General features: G+C 72.0%; 14 protein-coding genes. All 14 read left to right on the top strand.

The annotated features are described in order from the left end of the window. Positions 1–185 precede the first annotated feature (185 nt). The 14 genes from ACRDSK_RS25045 (at position 186) to tyrS (ending at position 13,524) form a co-directional block, all read left to right on the top strand. Positions 186–782 (top strand): hypothetical protein, encoded by a 597-nt coding sequence (locus ACRDSK_RS25045; RefSeq protein ID WP_431443695.1) that lies wholly within the window; start codon positions 186–188, stop codon positions 780–782. Positions 783–811: 29 nt separating this feature from the next. Then, positions 812–1,837: an N-acetyl-gamma-glutamyl-phosphate reductase gene (gene argC / locus ACRDSK_RS25040; protein WP_431443694.1), complete on the top strand. Its 1,026-nt coding sequence runs from the start codon at positions 812–814 to the stop codon at positions 1,835–1,837. Between the two features lie 110 nt (positions 1,838–1,947). Continuing rightward, complete coding sequence (gene argJ / locus ACRDSK_RS25035; protein ID WP_431443693.1) at positions 1,948–3,093, top strand: bifunctional glutamate N-acetyltransferase/amino-acid acetyltransferase ArgJ; 1,146 nt, start codon at positions 1,948–1,950, stop codon at positions 3,091–3,093. A gap of 7 nt (positions 3,094–3,100) precedes the next feature. Then, a complete protein-coding gene (gene argB, locus ACRDSK_RS25030) occupies positions 3,101–3,985 on the top strand; it encodes an acetylglutamate kinase (RefSeq protein ID WP_431443692.1) in 885 nt (294 codons plus the stop codon). Positions 3,986–4,114: 129 nt separating this feature from the next. Further along, complete coding sequence (locus tag ACRDSK_RS25025) at positions 4,115–5,305, top strand: acetylornithine transaminase (protein ID WP_431443691.1); 1,191 nt, start codon at positions 4,115–4,117, stop codon at positions 5,303–5,305. Then, complete coding sequence (gene argF / locus ACRDSK_RS25020) at positions 5,305–6,225, top strand: ornithine carbamoyltransferase (protein WP_431443690.1); 921 nt, start codon at positions 5,305–5,307, stop codon at positions 6,223–6,225. Before ACRDSK_RS25025 ends, argF begins: the two co-directional genes overlap by 1 nt. Beyond that, the gene (locus tag ACRDSK_RS25015; protein ID WP_431443689.1) at positions 6,222–6,746 is read left to right on the top strand and encodes an arginine repressor; all 525 of its coding nucleotides are present in this window, start codon (positions 6,222–6,224) and stop codon (positions 6,744–6,746) included. The genes argF and ACRDSK_RS25015 overlap by 4 nt, the downstream gene beginning before the upstream one ends. Beyond that, positions 6,739–7,938 carry an argininosuccinate synthase gene (locus ACRDSK_RS25010; protein WP_431443688.1) on the top strand — a complete coding sequence of 400 codons (1,200 nt, stop codon included), beginning with the start codon at positions 6,739–6,741 and terminating at the stop codon, positions 7,936–7,938. Before ACRDSK_RS25015 ends, ACRDSK_RS25010 begins: the two co-directional genes overlap by 8 nt. Further along, positions 7,931–9,337: an argininosuccinate lyase gene (argH, locus tag ACRDSK_RS25005; RefSeq protein ID WP_431443687.1), complete on the top strand. Its 1,407-nt coding sequence runs from the start codon at positions 7,931–7,933 to the stop codon at positions 9,335–9,337. Before ACRDSK_RS25010 ends, argH begins: the two co-directional genes overlap by 8 nt. Before the next feature lie 52 nt (positions 9,338–9,389). Continuing rightward, positions 9,390–9,950, top strand: a complete 561-nt coding sequence (locus ACRDSK_RS25000) for an ArsR/SmtB family transcription factor (RefSeq protein ID WP_431443685.1) — start codon at positions 9,390–9,392, stop codon at positions 9,948–9,950. After that, entirely contained in the window at positions 9,947–11,179 is a 1,233-nt protein-coding gene (locus tag ACRDSK_RS24995; protein WP_431443684.1) for an MFS transporter, read from the top strand. Before ACRDSK_RS25000 ends, ACRDSK_RS24995 begins: the two co-directional genes overlap by 4 nt. 10 nt (positions 11,180–11,189) lie before the next feature. After that, positions 11,190–11,843, top strand: a complete 654-nt coding sequence (locus tag ACRDSK_RS24990) for a DNA-3-methyladenine glycosylase (RefSeq protein WP_431443683.1) — start codon at positions 11,190–11,192, stop codon at positions 11,841–11,843. Between the two features lie 9 nt (positions 11,844–11,852). Further along, the gene (locus ACRDSK_RS24985; RefSeq protein ID WP_431443682.1) at positions 11,853–12,218 is read left to right on the top strand and encodes a RidA family protein; all 366 of its coding nucleotides are present in this window, start codon (positions 11,853–11,855) and stop codon (positions 12,216–12,218) included. A 31-nt stretch (positions 12,219–12,249) separates the two neighbouring features. Further along, positions 12,250–13,524, top strand: a complete 1,275-nt coding sequence (gene tyrS, locus ACRDSK_RS24980; protein ID WP_431443681.1) for a tyrosine--tRNA ligase — start codon at positions 12,250–12,252, stop codon at positions 13,522–13,524. The last annotated feature ends 370 nt before the right edge of the window (positions 13,525–13,894 follow it).

Below are 13,894 nucleotides of genomic sequence, written 5' to 3'. Positions count from 1 at the left end.
TCGTGGTGCTGTACTTCGTGGCCAGGTTCCTGATCCCGCTGTTCGACTAGAGGACCGAGCGCCCAGGGGTGCCCCGGCCGACCGGCCGGGGCGCCCGTCGTGCGTTCGCATGCGGGTCTGGTCCAGAACCGGTGCAGTCGGCCGACTCATGCTGGGGCGCCGACTCGAGCCGGAAGGGGCCCGACATGACGAGATCCGAGCTGCCCGCCCTGTCCGAGCTCAACCCGACCTTCACGGTCACGGTGCTGGAGTCCGGCCAGCCGGCGGCCTTCCTCGCGCTGCGCCACTTCCTGCACGACACGCTGGCCGAGCCTGGTCGGGCGTACGCGGTCCGCATCCTCGGCGAGGTCCTGGTGACCCGCCCGGACGACGACGTGGCCGGCCTCGGCTCGCTGTCCGGGCTCGGCTTCGACGGCCTCTACGTCGCGGTGCGCCAGCGCTGGCAGTACCCGAGGTGGGCCGACGGCGGGCCGACGGACCTGACCCACGAGCTCACCGTCGCCCTGCGTCGCGGCCACCTCGTCGCGCTGCACACGACGGTTTCCGGCCCACTGCTGCGCCGCTGGGTCCGCGAGACCGGCCACCTCCGCTTCCTGCCGGCCGCCGCCCTCGACACCTACGACCAGCAGGTCCACGGCGAGGTCGACGTCGCGCCCGCCTCGTCCCGCCTCTCCTCCACCGCCCGGCTGGACTTCCGCGCATACCTCGCCGCGGTCACCGAGACCCTCGACCTGCTGGACAAGGCCCTGGTGGCGGAGGACACGCAAGGTTCGTTTGAGTGAGTTTGCATAGAGGTGCATAATCATTCAACGTGACGGTACGGATCGCGGTCGCCGGGGCCAGCGGGTACGCCGGAGGTGAGCTGCTCCGGCTCCTGCTCGGCCATCCCGAGGTGGAGATCGGCGCGCTGACCGCCGGCGGGAACGCCGGCGCCACGCTCGCCGCGCACCAGCCGCACCTCCTGCCGCTCGCCGACCGGGTGCTGGTGGAGACGACCCCGGAGGCCCTGAGCGGCCACGACGTCGTGTTCCTCGCCCTGCCGCACGGGCACTCCGCGGCCCTCGCCGCCGAGCTCGACGGCGACCCGCTCGTGATCGACTGCGGGGCCGACCACCGGCTGGCCGACGCGGGGGACTGGCGGCGCTGGTACGGCGGCGAGCACGCCGGCACCTGGCCCTACGGCCTGCCCGAGCTCCCCGGCGCCCGAACCGGCCTGGCGAACACCCGCCGGATCGCCGTCCCGGGCTGCTACCCGACCGGCGCGGCCCTCGCGATCGCCCCGGCCCTGGCCGGCGGACTGGTCGAGCCGGACGTCGTCGTGGTCGCGGTGAGCGGGACCTCGGGCGCCGGCCGCGCGCTCAAGCCCCACCTGCTCGGCTCCGAGGTGATGGGCTCGGCCACCGCGTACGGAGTCGGCGGCGCGCACCGGCACACACCGGAGATCGCCCAGAACCTCCAGGCCGTGGCGGGACGGCCGGTGCGGGTCTCGTTCACGCCGGTCCTCGCGCCCATGCCGCGTGGCATCCTGACCACCGCGTCCGCGCCGCTCCGGGACGGCGCCGACACCGACGCGGCCGTGGCGGCCTACCGCAAGGCCTACGCCGACGAGCCGTTCGTCCACGTCATCGAGGACGGCTGGCCCGCGACCGCCGCCACGCTCGGCTCCAACGCCGTGCACGTCCGCGTCACGGTCGACGAGGACGCCGAGCGGCTCGTGGCCGTCGCCGCGCTCGACAACCTCACCAAGGGCACCGCCGGCGCCGCCGTCCAGTCCATGAACATCGCCCTCGGTTTGCCGGAGACGGCCGGCCTGTCCACGGTGGGGGTGGCGCCATGACCGCCGACGTACTCGTCACCGCGGAGGCGCCATCATGACCGCCGACGTACTCGTCACCGCGGAGACGCCATCATGACCGCAGACGCACTCGTCACCGCGGAGGCGCCATCATGACTGTCAACGCGCCCAAGGGTTTCCGGGCCGCCGGGGTCGCCGCGGGGATCAAGGAGAGCGGCGCCAAGGACGTCACGCTGATCGTCAACGACGGGCCGCTCGATGTCGCCGCCGGCGTGTTCACCCGCAACAAGGTCAAGGCCGCCCCGATCCTGTGGTCCCAGCAGGTGCTCGCGACCGGCCGGACGAAGGCAGTGGTCCTCAACTCCGGCGGCGCCAACGCCTGCACCGGCCCCGAAGGCTTCCAGGACACCCACGCCACCGCCGAGCACGTCGCGAGCCGGCTCGGCCTCGGCGCGATCGACGTCGCCGTCTGCTCCACCGGTCTCATCGGCGAGCGCCTCCCGATGGACCGGCTCCGGTCCGGAGTGGACGATGCGGTGCGCGACCTGAGCGACTCTCACGAGGCGGGCGTGGCCGCGGCCGAGGCCGTGATGACCACCGACACCGTTCCCAAGCACGCTCAGTCCACACAGGACGGCTGGACCGTCGGCGGGCTCGCCAAGGGCGCCGGCATGTGCGCGCCGAACATGGCCACGATGCTGGCCGTGCTGACCACCGACGCCGCGCCCGACGACGCCCAGGACGCGCTCCGGCGTGCGGTCGACGCCACGTTCAACCGTCTCGACGTCGACGGCGGCACCTCCACCAACGACACCGTCCTGCTGCTCTGCTCCGGCGCCTCCGGCGTGCGCCCGCCGAACTTCACGGAGGTCCTCACGACGGTCTGCCGGGACCTCGTCCGCCAGCTCCAGGCCGACGCCGAGGGCGTCACCAAGCACGTCTCGATCACCGTCCGCGGCGCGCGCACCGAGGCCGAGGCGGTCGCCACCGCGAAGGTCGTCGCGAACGACAGCCTCTGCAAGACCGCGTTCTTCGGCTCCGACCCCAACTGGGGCCGCGTCGCGATGGCGGTCGGCAACGCGCCCACCGAGTTCGACCCGGCCGAGCTGGACATCACGATCAACGGTGTGGCCGTCTGCCGGGACGGGCAGCGGGCGGAGGACCGCGGCAAGGCCGACTTGACCGGCCGGAACATCGACGTCGAGGTCCACCTGCACGCAGGCGAGGGCGAGGCGACCGTGCTCACCACCGACCTCTCCCACGGCTACGTCGAAGAGAACAGCGCCTACTCCACATGACGACGACATGACAACGACAGCGACCGAGGCCCAGGAGAAGGCGGCCGTGCTCATCGAGGCACTGCCGTGGCTGCAGCGGTTCCACGGCGCCACGATCGTCGTGAAGTACGGCGGCAACGCGATGGTCGACGACACCCTCAAGGCCGCGTTCGCGCAGGACATGGTGTTCCTGCGGCTCGCCGGCCTGCACCCGGTCGTCGTGCACGGCGGCGGCCCGCAGATCACCGCGATGCTCACTCGGCTCGGCATCCCCGGCGAGTTCAAGGCCGGCTTGCGGGTGACCACGCCGGAGACGATGGACGTCGTCCGGATGGTGCTCACCGGCCAGGTCAGCCGCGAGCTCGTCGGCCTGATCAACACGCACGGCCCGTACGCCGTCGGCATCTCCGGCGAGGACGCCCACCTGCTCACCGCGCAACGCCGCACGGCCACCGTGGACGGCGAGGTCGTCGACCTCGGGCTCGTCGGCGAGGTCGTCGCGGTCAACCCGGACGCGGTGCTCGACATCGTCCGCGCGGGCCGGATCCCCGTGGTGTCCACGGTGGCCCCGGACGTGGACGGCCTGGCGCACAACGTGAATGCCGACACCGCCGCCGCCGCGATCGCCATCGCGCTCGGGGCGGAGAAGCTCGTGATGCTCACCGACGTCGAAGGCCTCTACGCGAACTGGCCCGATCCGGACTCGCTGCTCAAACAGGTCCGCGCCGACGAGCTGGCGGAGCTGCTGCCGAGCCTCGCCAGCGGGATGATCCCGAAGATGGAGGGCTGCCTGGCCGCGGTGCGCGGCGGCGTGCCCCGTGCCCACGTCATCGACGGACGGCTCGCCCACTCCGTGCTGCTGGAGGTCTTCACCAGCCACGGCGTGGGAACGATGGTGCTACCCAACCCGTGAGCGGGAGTGACGGAGCGTTCGCCGTCTGGACTGACGAACGCGCGCAGGCGCGCCAGCGCCGAGCACGTGAGGAGGGAAGACGGTGAGTAGCGGAGGAACGGAGCGAACCATCCAACACGAGGAGCGAAAGTGATCGACTCCAACGTGGACGGCAAGACCAGATGGCGCGCGTCCTTCATGGACAACTACGGCACGCCACCGCTGACCCTCGTGCGCGGCGAGGGCGCGCACGTCTGGGACGCCGACGGCAACCGCTACCTCGACCTCGTCGGCGGCATCGCGGTCAACGCGCTCGGCCACGCCCACCCCGCGGTCGTCGAGGCCGTCACGAAGCAGATCGGCACGCTCGGCCACACCTCGAACCTGTACGTCAACCCGGTGGCCGTCGAGCTCGCCGAGACCCTGCTCGACGTCGCGGGCCTCGCCGGCCGGGCGAAGGTGCTGTTCACCAACTCGGGTGCGGAGGCCGTCGAGGCGGCCGTGAAGCTCGCCCGGCTCACCGGCCGCAGCCGGCTCGTCGCCTGCGAGGGCGCGTTCCACGGCCGCACGATGGGCGCGCTCACCCTCACCGGCCAACCGGCCAAGCGCACGCCGTTCGAGCCGCTGCTGCCCGACGTCACGCACGTCCCGTTCGGCGACGTCGACGCGCTGCGCGCGGCCGTGGACGCCGACACCGCCGCGGTGTTCCTCGAGCCGGTGCTCGGCGAGGGCGGTGTCCATCCCGCGCCGGCCGGCTACCTGCGGGCCGCCCGGGAGATCACGAGCGAGACCGGCGCGCTGCTCGTGCTCGACGAGGTGCAGACCGGCATCGGCCGGCTCGGCGGCTGGTTCGGCTTCCACCAGGCCGACATCACGCCGGACATCGTCACGCTCGCCAAGGGCCTCGGCGGCGGCCTGCCGATCGGGGCCTGCATCGGCGTCGGCCCGGCCGCCGAACTGTTGCGGCCCGGCCACCACGGCACGACCTTCGGCGGCAACCCGGTGGCCTGCGCCGCCGGGCTCGCCGTGCTCCGCACGGTCGCCGCCGAGGGGCTGTGCGAGCAGGCCGCCATGCTCGGCAAGGAGATCGTCGCCGGTGTCGAGGCACTGGACCACCCGCTCGTGACCGAGGTGCGCGGGGTCGGTCTGCTGCTCGGCATCGGCCTCGCCGAGCCGGTCGCCGCGCGCGCCGCCGGGTCCGCCGCCAAGGCCGGCTACCTGGTCAACAACGTGCAGCCGGACGTCATCCGGCTCGCGCCGCCGCTGATCGTCGATGCCGCCGACGTCAGGGGCTTCCTCGCGGCACTCCCGTCCGTCCTCGACGCCACCCAGGAGTCCTGATGGCCCGGCACTTCCTGCGCGACGACGACCTGTCCCCGGCCGAGCAGACCGAGGTGCTGGACCTGGCCGACCGGCTGAAGGCCGACCGGCTCGGTTCCCGGGCGCTGCAGGGGAAGACGGTCGCGACGATCTTCGAGAAGAACTCCACGCGCACCCGGCTGTCGTTCGAGGTCGGCATCGGCCAGCTCGGCGGCCAGCCGATCGTGATCGACGGGCGGACCATGCAGCTCGGCCGCGAGGAGACCATCGAGGACACCTCGCGGGTGCTGTCCCGCTACGTCGACGCGGTGGTGTGGCGGACCTACGCCCAGGCCCGGATGACCGCGATGGCGTCTGCGGCCACGATTCCGGTGGTCAACGCCCTGACCAACGAGTTCCACCCGTGCCAGGTGCTCGCCGACCTGCAGACCGTCCGCGAGCGGCGCGGCCGGCTGGCCGGCGTCACGCTCACCTACCTCGGCGACGGCGCGAACAACATGGCGCACTCGCTGCTGCTCGGCGGCACCACCGCGGGCATGCACGTGCGGATCGCGAACCCCGCGGGCTTTCGGCCGCACGGCGAGGTGCTGCTCGACGCCAAGCAGCGCGCCCAGGAGACCGGCGGCAGCGTCGCGCTGATCGCCGACCCGCAGGCCGCGGTCGACGGCACGGACGTCGTGGTCACCGACGCCTGGACGTCGATGGGTCAGGAGAACGACGGCCGGGAGCGGGTGGCGCCGTTCCGGCCGTACCAGGTCAACGCCGACCTGCTGGACCGCGCCGCGCGGGACGTGGTCGTGCTGCACTGCCTGCCCGCGCACCGCGGCCAGGAGATCACCGACGAGGTGCTCGACGGGCCCGCGAGCGCGGTCTGGGACGAGGCGGAGAACCGGCTGCACAGCCAGAAGGCCCTGCTCGCCTGGCTGCTGGAGCACACGTGACCGCAACCGCCAACACCAACCGGGTCGCCCGGCAGGCGCGGATCGTCGAGCTGGTGTCGTCGATGGGCATCCGCAGCCAGACCGAGCTCGCGAAGCTGCTCGCGGGGGAGGGGATCGAGGTCACCCAGGCCACGCTGTCCCGGGACCTCGACGAGCTCGGTGCGGTCAAGCTCCGCGGGGTCGACAGCGGCGCCGCGGTGTACGTCATCCCGGAGGACGGCAGCCCGGTGCGCGGTGTGCGGGGCGGTACGTCGCGCCTCGCCCGGCTGCTGGCCGAGCTGCTCGTGTCCGCGGACTGCTCGGTGAACCTGACGGTGTTGCGAACCCCGCCCGGTGCCGCGCAGTTCCTCGCGAGCGCGATCGACCGGGCGGCACTGCACGAGGTCGTCGGCACGATCGCCGGCGACGACACGGTGATGGTCATCGCCCGGGAACCGTTGTCCGGCAAGGACCTCGCCGACCGATTCACCGCGCTGGCAGCGCGCTCGGACATGAACGACGAAGGAGAAGCCAATGACTGAACGGATCGTGCTGGCCTACTCGGGCGGCCTGGACACGTCCGTGGCGATCGGGTGGATCGCCGAGGAGACCGGCGCCGAGGTGGTGGCCGTCGCGGTCGACGTCGGCCAGGGCGGCGAGGACCTCGACACCATCCGCAAGCGGGCGCTGGACTGCGGCGCGGTCGAGGCCGTCGTCGCGGACGCGCGTGACGAGTTCGCCGACCAGTACTGCCTGCCGGCGCTGCAGGCCAACGCCCTCTACATGGACCGCTACCCGCTGGTCTCGGCGCTGTCCCGGCCGGTGATCGTCAAGCACCTGGCCGAAGCCGCGAAGTACCACGGCGCCACCACCGTCTCGCACGGCTGTACCGGCAAGGGCAACGACCAGGTCCGCTTCGAGGTCGGCATCGGCGCGCTCGCGCCGGACCTCAAGGTGATCGCCCCGGTCCGCGACTTCGCGTGGACGCGGGAGAAGGCCATCGCCTACGCCAACGAGCGGAACCTGCCGATCGACCAGACGAAGTCCTCGCCGTACTCGATCGACCAGAACGTGTGGGGCCGCGCGGTGGAGACCGGCTTCCTCGAGGACATCTGGAACGCGCCGATCGAGGACGTCTACTCCTACACCGACGACCCGACCCGGCCGCGCGACCCCGACGAGGTCGTCATCGCGTTCGACAAGGGCGTGCCGGTGGCCATCGACGGCGAGACGGTGAGCGTGCTGCAGGCCATCCAGCAGCTCAACCGGCGGGCCGGCGCGCAGGGTGTCGGGCGGCTGGACATGGTCGAGGACCGGCTGGTCGGCATCAAGAGCCGCGAGGTGTACGAGGCGCCCGGCGCGATCGCGCTGATCGCCGCGCACCAGGAGCTGGAGAACGTCACCGTCGAGCGGGACCTCGCCCGGTTCAAGCGCCAGGTCGAGCAGCGCTGGTCGGAGCTGGTGTACGACGGCCTGTGGTTCTCGCCGCTGAAGGACGCGCTGGACACGTTCGTCGCGAAGACCCAGGAGCACGTCACCGGCGAGATCCGGCTGACCCTCCACGGTGGCCGCGCGGTGGTCACGGGCCGGCGCAGCGAGCAGTCGCTGTACGACTTCAACCTCGCGACCTACGACGAGGGCGACACCTTCGACCAGTCGCTGGCCAAGGGTTTCGTGCAGCTGTGGGGCCTGCCGTCGAAGATCGCGGCGAAGCGCGACCTGCACCATGCCTGAACCCGTCCAGCTCTGGGGCGGGCGGTTCGCGTCCGGTCCGGCGGAGGCGATGGCGGCGCTGTCCGCGTCGACGCATTTCGACTGGCGGCTCGCGCCGTACGACATCGCCGGCTCCCGGGCGCACGCCCGCGTCCTGCACCGGGCGAAGCTGCTGACCGACGACGAGCTCGCCGGCATGCTCGCCGCCCTGGACCGGCTCGAGTCGGACGTGTCGTCGGGTGCGTTCACGCCGACGATGGCCGACGAGGACGTGCACACCGCGCTCGAGCGCGGCCTCATCGAGCGGGCCGGGCCGGAGCTCGGCGGCAAGCTGCGGGCCGGCCGGTCGCGCAACGACCAGGTGGCGACGCTGTTCCGGATGTGGCTGCGCGACGCCGCCCGCCGGGTCGCGCATGGCGTGGTCGGGGTGGTCGAGGCGCTGCTGCACCAGGTCGACCAGCATCCGGCCGCGGTGATGCCGGGCCGGACGCACCTGCAGCACGCCCAGCCCGTGCTGCTCGCGCACCACCTGCTGGCCCACGTCCAGGCGCTGCTGCGGGACGTGGACCGGCTGCGCGACTGGGACCGGCGCGCCGCGGTGTCGCCGTACGGGTCGGGTGCGCTCGCGGGCTCGTCGCTCGGCCTCGACCCGGCGGCGGTCGCGGCGGAGCTGGGCTTCGCCGCGCCGGCCGAGAACTCCATCGACGGCGTCGCCTCGCGGGACTTCGCGGCGGAGATCGCGTTCTGCCTGGCGATGCTCGGCGTGCACCTCTCCCGGCTCGCCGAGGAGGTGATCATCTGGACTACCGCCGAGTTCGGCTACGCGACCCTCGACGACGCGTGGGCGACCGGCAGCTCGATCATGCCGCAGAAGAAGAACCCGGACGTCGCCGAGCTGACCAGGGGCAAGTCCGGCCGGCTGATCGGCAACCTGACCGGGCTGCTCGCGGTGCTCAAGGCGCAGCCGCTCGCGTACAACCGGGATCTCCAGGAGGACAAGGAGCCGCTGTTCGACTCGGTCGAGCAGCTGGAGCTGCTGCTGCCCGCGATCGCGGGCATGGTCGGCACGCTGCGGTTCGACACCGCTCGTCTCGCGGCGCTCGCGCCGGCGGGGTTCACGCTCGCGACCGACATCGCGGAATGGCTCGTGCGGCAAGGGGTTCCGTTCCGCGTGGCGCACGAGGCGGCGGGGGAGTGCGTGCGGCTGGCCGAGGCACGCGGCGTGGGGCTCGACTCCCTGACCGACTCCGAGCTGGCCGGGGTGCATCCGTCGCTGTCGCCGGAGGTCCGCGACGTGCTGACCGTCGAGGGCTCGATCGCCTCCCGCGACGCGCTCGGCGGGACCGCCCCGTCCCGAGTCGCGGAGCAGCGCGCTCAGGTGTCGGAGGTGCTGGCCGACCTGCGGAGCTGGTTCGCATAAATCTTGTGCACACTAGTTGTGCATGAAACTTGTGCACAGTTATTGTGCACGCGTGGAGAACATCGAGCTCGACAGTCGGGCCGTGCGCGTGCTCGCCCATCCGTTGCGGTCCCGGCTGCTCGGCGCGCTGCGCCTGCACGGACCGGCCAACGCGACCGCACTCGCCGAGCGACTTGGCACCAACACCGGTGCCACCAGCTACCACCTCCGCAAGCTCGCCGAGGTCGACCTGGTCGTGGAGACCGACGAGGGCCACGGCAAGCAGCGCTTCTGGGCCGCCGCACAGGAGTCGCACAGCTGGCGGAACACGCGCTTCGACGCCGACCCCGACGCCCGGGCCGCGGCGGGCTGGCTGCGCCAGCAGCAGCTGAGGTACCTCGTCGAGCGCGTGGAGGAGTGGGAACAGGAACGTGTGCGGTGGCCGGAGGCGTGGCGGGACGCGGCCAGCATGTCCGACTTCATCGTCGAGGTGAGCGCCGATCAGCTGACCGAGCTCCTGGAGGAGCTCTACGCGGTGCTCCTGCGGTACCGGGAGGGGCCGCCCGCTGAGGGCGGCCAGCAGGTCGTGGTGCACGTCGTCGGGTTACCCGCCGAACCGCGGGACGCGCCGTGAACGTGCACCGCCGGTTCCTCGTGCTGCTGGCGCTGCGGTGGTTCCCGGTAGGCCTTTGCATCCCGCTCGGGGTGTTGCTGGCGATGAGCCGGGGCCTGACGCTGGCCGAGTTCGGGCTCGCGGTGTCCCTGCAGGGCTTCGTCGTGCTGGCGTTGGAGCTGCCGACCGGCGGGTTGTCCGACTCGTGGGGCCGGCGGCCGGTTCTCGCCCTCTCGGCCGCTGTGGCGCTCGGCTCGTTGGCGTTGCTCGTCTTCGCCGACTCGTTCGCCGAGTTCGCGACGTTCGCCATGCTGCAGGGCGTCTACCGTGCGCTCGACAGCGGGCCGCTGGAATCGTGGTACGTCGACGCCAGGCTCGCGGCCGATCCTGCCGCGAGGCTGGAGCGCGGGCTGTCCGCGGGCGGGACCGTCATCGGTGTGGCGATCGGCGCCGGCGCGCTCGCCACCGGAGGGCTGGTGGCCTGGGTCGAGCTGCCCGGCGTCCCGAACCTCGTGGTGCCGGTGCTCCTCGCCGTCTGCGTGCAGGTCGCCGGGCTCGTCGCGATCGTCGCGCTGGTTCGTGAACCACCGCACCCGGACGGCCGGCGTCGGCTGCTGGCCTCGCTGCGGAGCGTGCCGAAGGTGATCACCGACGGCGTCCGGCTCGTCCGCCGGTCCCGGATTCTGCTGGCGCTCGTCGCGGTCGAGCTGAGCTGGGGCTTCGGCATGATCACCTTCGAGACGCTGATGCCGGTGCGGCTGTCCGAGGAGGTCGGCGGTCCGGAGGTGGCCGCGACGATCACCGGGCCCGCCGGCGCGGTGGCGTGGCTCGCCTCCGCCGCCGGGGCCGCGCTGGTGCCGCTGCTCAGCGCCCGGATCGGCGTGGCCGTCACCGCCGGCGTGCTGCGAGTCGCGCAGGGCATCGCGGTGGTCGGCATGGGTCTGCTCGCCGGCCCCGCCGGCGTCCTGACCGGCTACCTCGCGTGCTATCTCGTCCACGGCGCCGGCGGGCCGGTGCACATGACGCTCCTGCACCGCGAGGCGTCCAGCGAGAACCGGTCCACGGTTATGTCGATCAACTCGATGATGATGCAGCCGGCCGGCTCGCTCGGCCTGATCCTGCTGTCCGCGATCGCGACCGGCACGTCGGTGAGCGCGGCCATCGTGGTCGGCGCGGTCGTCCTGGCCCTCGCGGCGCCGCTGTACCTGCCCGCGGCGAGGGCGGAACGGCGCCGGCCGGTGGCCGTATAGGGTCGACCGCGTGTCCGTCGCCGTCCCGCCGAGCCGGCTGCTCACCCGCGACGAGCTGGCGGTCGACCCGCTGGACGCCGCGAAGTTGTTGCTAGGGTGCGTACTCGAGGCCGGCGAGGTCCAGGTCCGGCTGACCGAGGTGGAGGCCTACCGCGGCGGCGACGACCCCGCCTCGCACTGTTACCGCGGGCGGACCCCGCGCAACGAGGTCATGTTCGGTCCGGCCGGCCACCTGTACGTCTACTTCGTGTACGGCATGCACTTCTGCGCGAACGTCGTCTCGCTGGTCGACGGCGTGCCCGGCGCGGTGCTGCTACGCGCCGGCGAGGTCGTCGCCGGCGTCGACGCGGCGCGGTCGCGGCGCCCGAACGCGCGCAGCGAGGCCGAGCTGGCGAAGGGCCCGGCGCGGCTGACCGGAGTGCTCGGGCTGGAGCGTGCCCACAACGGCGCGGACCTGACCGACCCGGCCTCCCCGGTCCGCCTGCTGGCCGGCGACCCGGTGCCGCCGTCCCTCATCCGGACCGGCCCGCGAGTGGGCGTGGCGATGGCGATGGACGTCCCGTGGCGCTTCTGGGTCGACGGCTCGCCCGCGGTCAGCACCTACCGGCGGGGCGGCAAGGCGGCGCGGCAAAAGCGTTCGCCCACGCCGCGGCTGCCTCGCTAGCCTCGAACCGTGACGATCACTCCGATCGACCCGCAGCCCGGCTCGTACGCCATGGGCTCGCTGGTCGACGGCCCCACCCGGTGGCTGTACGTCAGCGGCCAGGTGCCGGAGGACGCCTCCGGCGTGCCGGCGGACTTCGCCGGCCAGGCCCGGCTGGCGTGGCGCAACGTGGTGGCCGTGCTCGAGCGGGGCGGCATGTCGGTGGCGGACCTCGTCAAGGTCACGATCTTCCTCGCCGACCGCCGATATCGCGCCGAGAACGCCGAGATCCGCCATGAGGTTCTCGGCGACCACAGCCCAGCCCTCACGATCGTCATCACCGGCATCTGGGACGAGGCGTGGCTCCTCGAGATCGAGGCGGTAGCCGCGGCCTGACCCGTCCGGTGGGTACGGGAAGATTGTCACCGTGGGAGAACACATCCTCGACGAACTGTCCTGGCGCGGCCTGATCGCGCAGTCCACCGACCTCGCCGCGCTGCGCGAGGACATGGACGCCGGCCCGATCACGCTGTACGCGGGCTTCGACCCGACCGCGCCGAGCCTGCACGCGGGCAACCTGGTGCCGCTGCTGATGCTGAGCCGCTTCCAGCGGGCCGGGCACCGGCCGATCGTGCTCGCCGGCGGCGCCACCGGCATGATCGGCGATCCGCGGGACACCGGCGAGCGGACGCTCAACTCGCTGGACGTCATCGCCGAATGGAGCGGACGGATCCGCGGTCAGCTCGAGCGCTTCGTCGACTTCGACGACTCGCCGACGGGCGCGATCGTGGCCAACAACCTGGACTGGACCGGCTCGATGCCGGTGCTGGAGTTCCTGCGCGACGTGGGCAAGCACTTCTCGGTCAACGTGATGCTCGCCCGGGAGACGGTCAAGCGCCGGCTCGAGGGCGACGGCATGTCCTACACCGAGTTCAGCTACCTGCTCCTGCAGTCCCACGACTACCTGCGACTGTTCCGCGAGCACGGCTGCCGGCTGCAGGTCGGCGGCTCCGACCAGTGGGGGAACATCATCGGCGGCGTCGAGCTGGTCCGCCGGATCGAGGGCGCCGCGGTGCACGCGCTGACCGCGCCGCTGGTCACCGACGCGGAGGGCCGCAAGTTCGGCAAGTCGACCGGCGGCGGGAACATCTGGCTCGACCCGGCCCTGACCTCGCCGTACGCCTGGTACCAGTACTTCGTCAACGTCGGCGACGCGGACGTGCTGCGTTACCTGCGGCTGTTCACGTTCCTGCCGCGTGAGGAGCTCGACGCGCTGGCCGCCGAGACGTCCGAGCGGCCCCAGGCACGGGCGGCGCAGCGCAGGCTCGCCGAGGAGTTCACCCGGCTGGTGCACGGCGACCGCGAGACCGACCAGGTCATCGCGGCCAGTCAGGCCCTGTTCGGCCGGGGCGAGCTGCGTGAGCTGGACGAGTCGACGCTGGTCGCCGCGATGGCCGAGGCGCCGACCGGGTCGGTGCGGCTGGCCGACGAGCCGACGATCGTGGACCTGCTGGTCACGAGCGGGCTCTCGCCGAGCAAGGGCGCGGCGCGTCGGGTCGTCGGCGAGGGTGGGGCGTACGTCAACAACGCGAAGGTGACCGTCGAGGACTGGCGGCCGGCCAAGGAGGACCTCCTGCACGGGCGGTGGCTCGTCCTGCGCCGCGGCAAGCGGAACACCGCGGGGGTCGAGGTAGCCCAATGACCTGCGCAAACAGCGGTTGAGGGGGGCCGGTTCCGGGCCCGTTCCATGCACCGTGTAACTTTCTCTCTGCCAGCGCGGAACGGGCCCGGAACTCCGGGAACGAGCGCTAGCGGGGGGTCGCGAACCAAGCTCTCACGCAAGTGATAGAGTGGGCGACCTGCGGTTCGGAGCGATTCGAACCGAATAACCGAGGACAATAAAGCCCCCGGAACACATTGCAGTTGCAGTGCGTGATGGGTGTGTGTGTGTTGTTTGAGAACTCAACAGTGTGCCGATTCAATATGCTAGTGAGCTTGTGCCTGGGCCTTTTTTGGTTTGGGTATATTTTGCTGGGATTGATTGAGTCTCCAAATTAAGCATTATTGGAGAG

The sequence above is a fragment of the Actinophytocola sp. genome, from assembly GCF_050699915.1.
Lineage (GTDB): Bacteria > Actinomycetota > Actinomycetes > Mycobacteriales > Pseudonocardiaceae > Actinophytocola.
The sequence above is the reverse complement of the archived record's forward strand: the minus strand, read 5'-3'. Positions and strand labels throughout refer to the sequence as shown.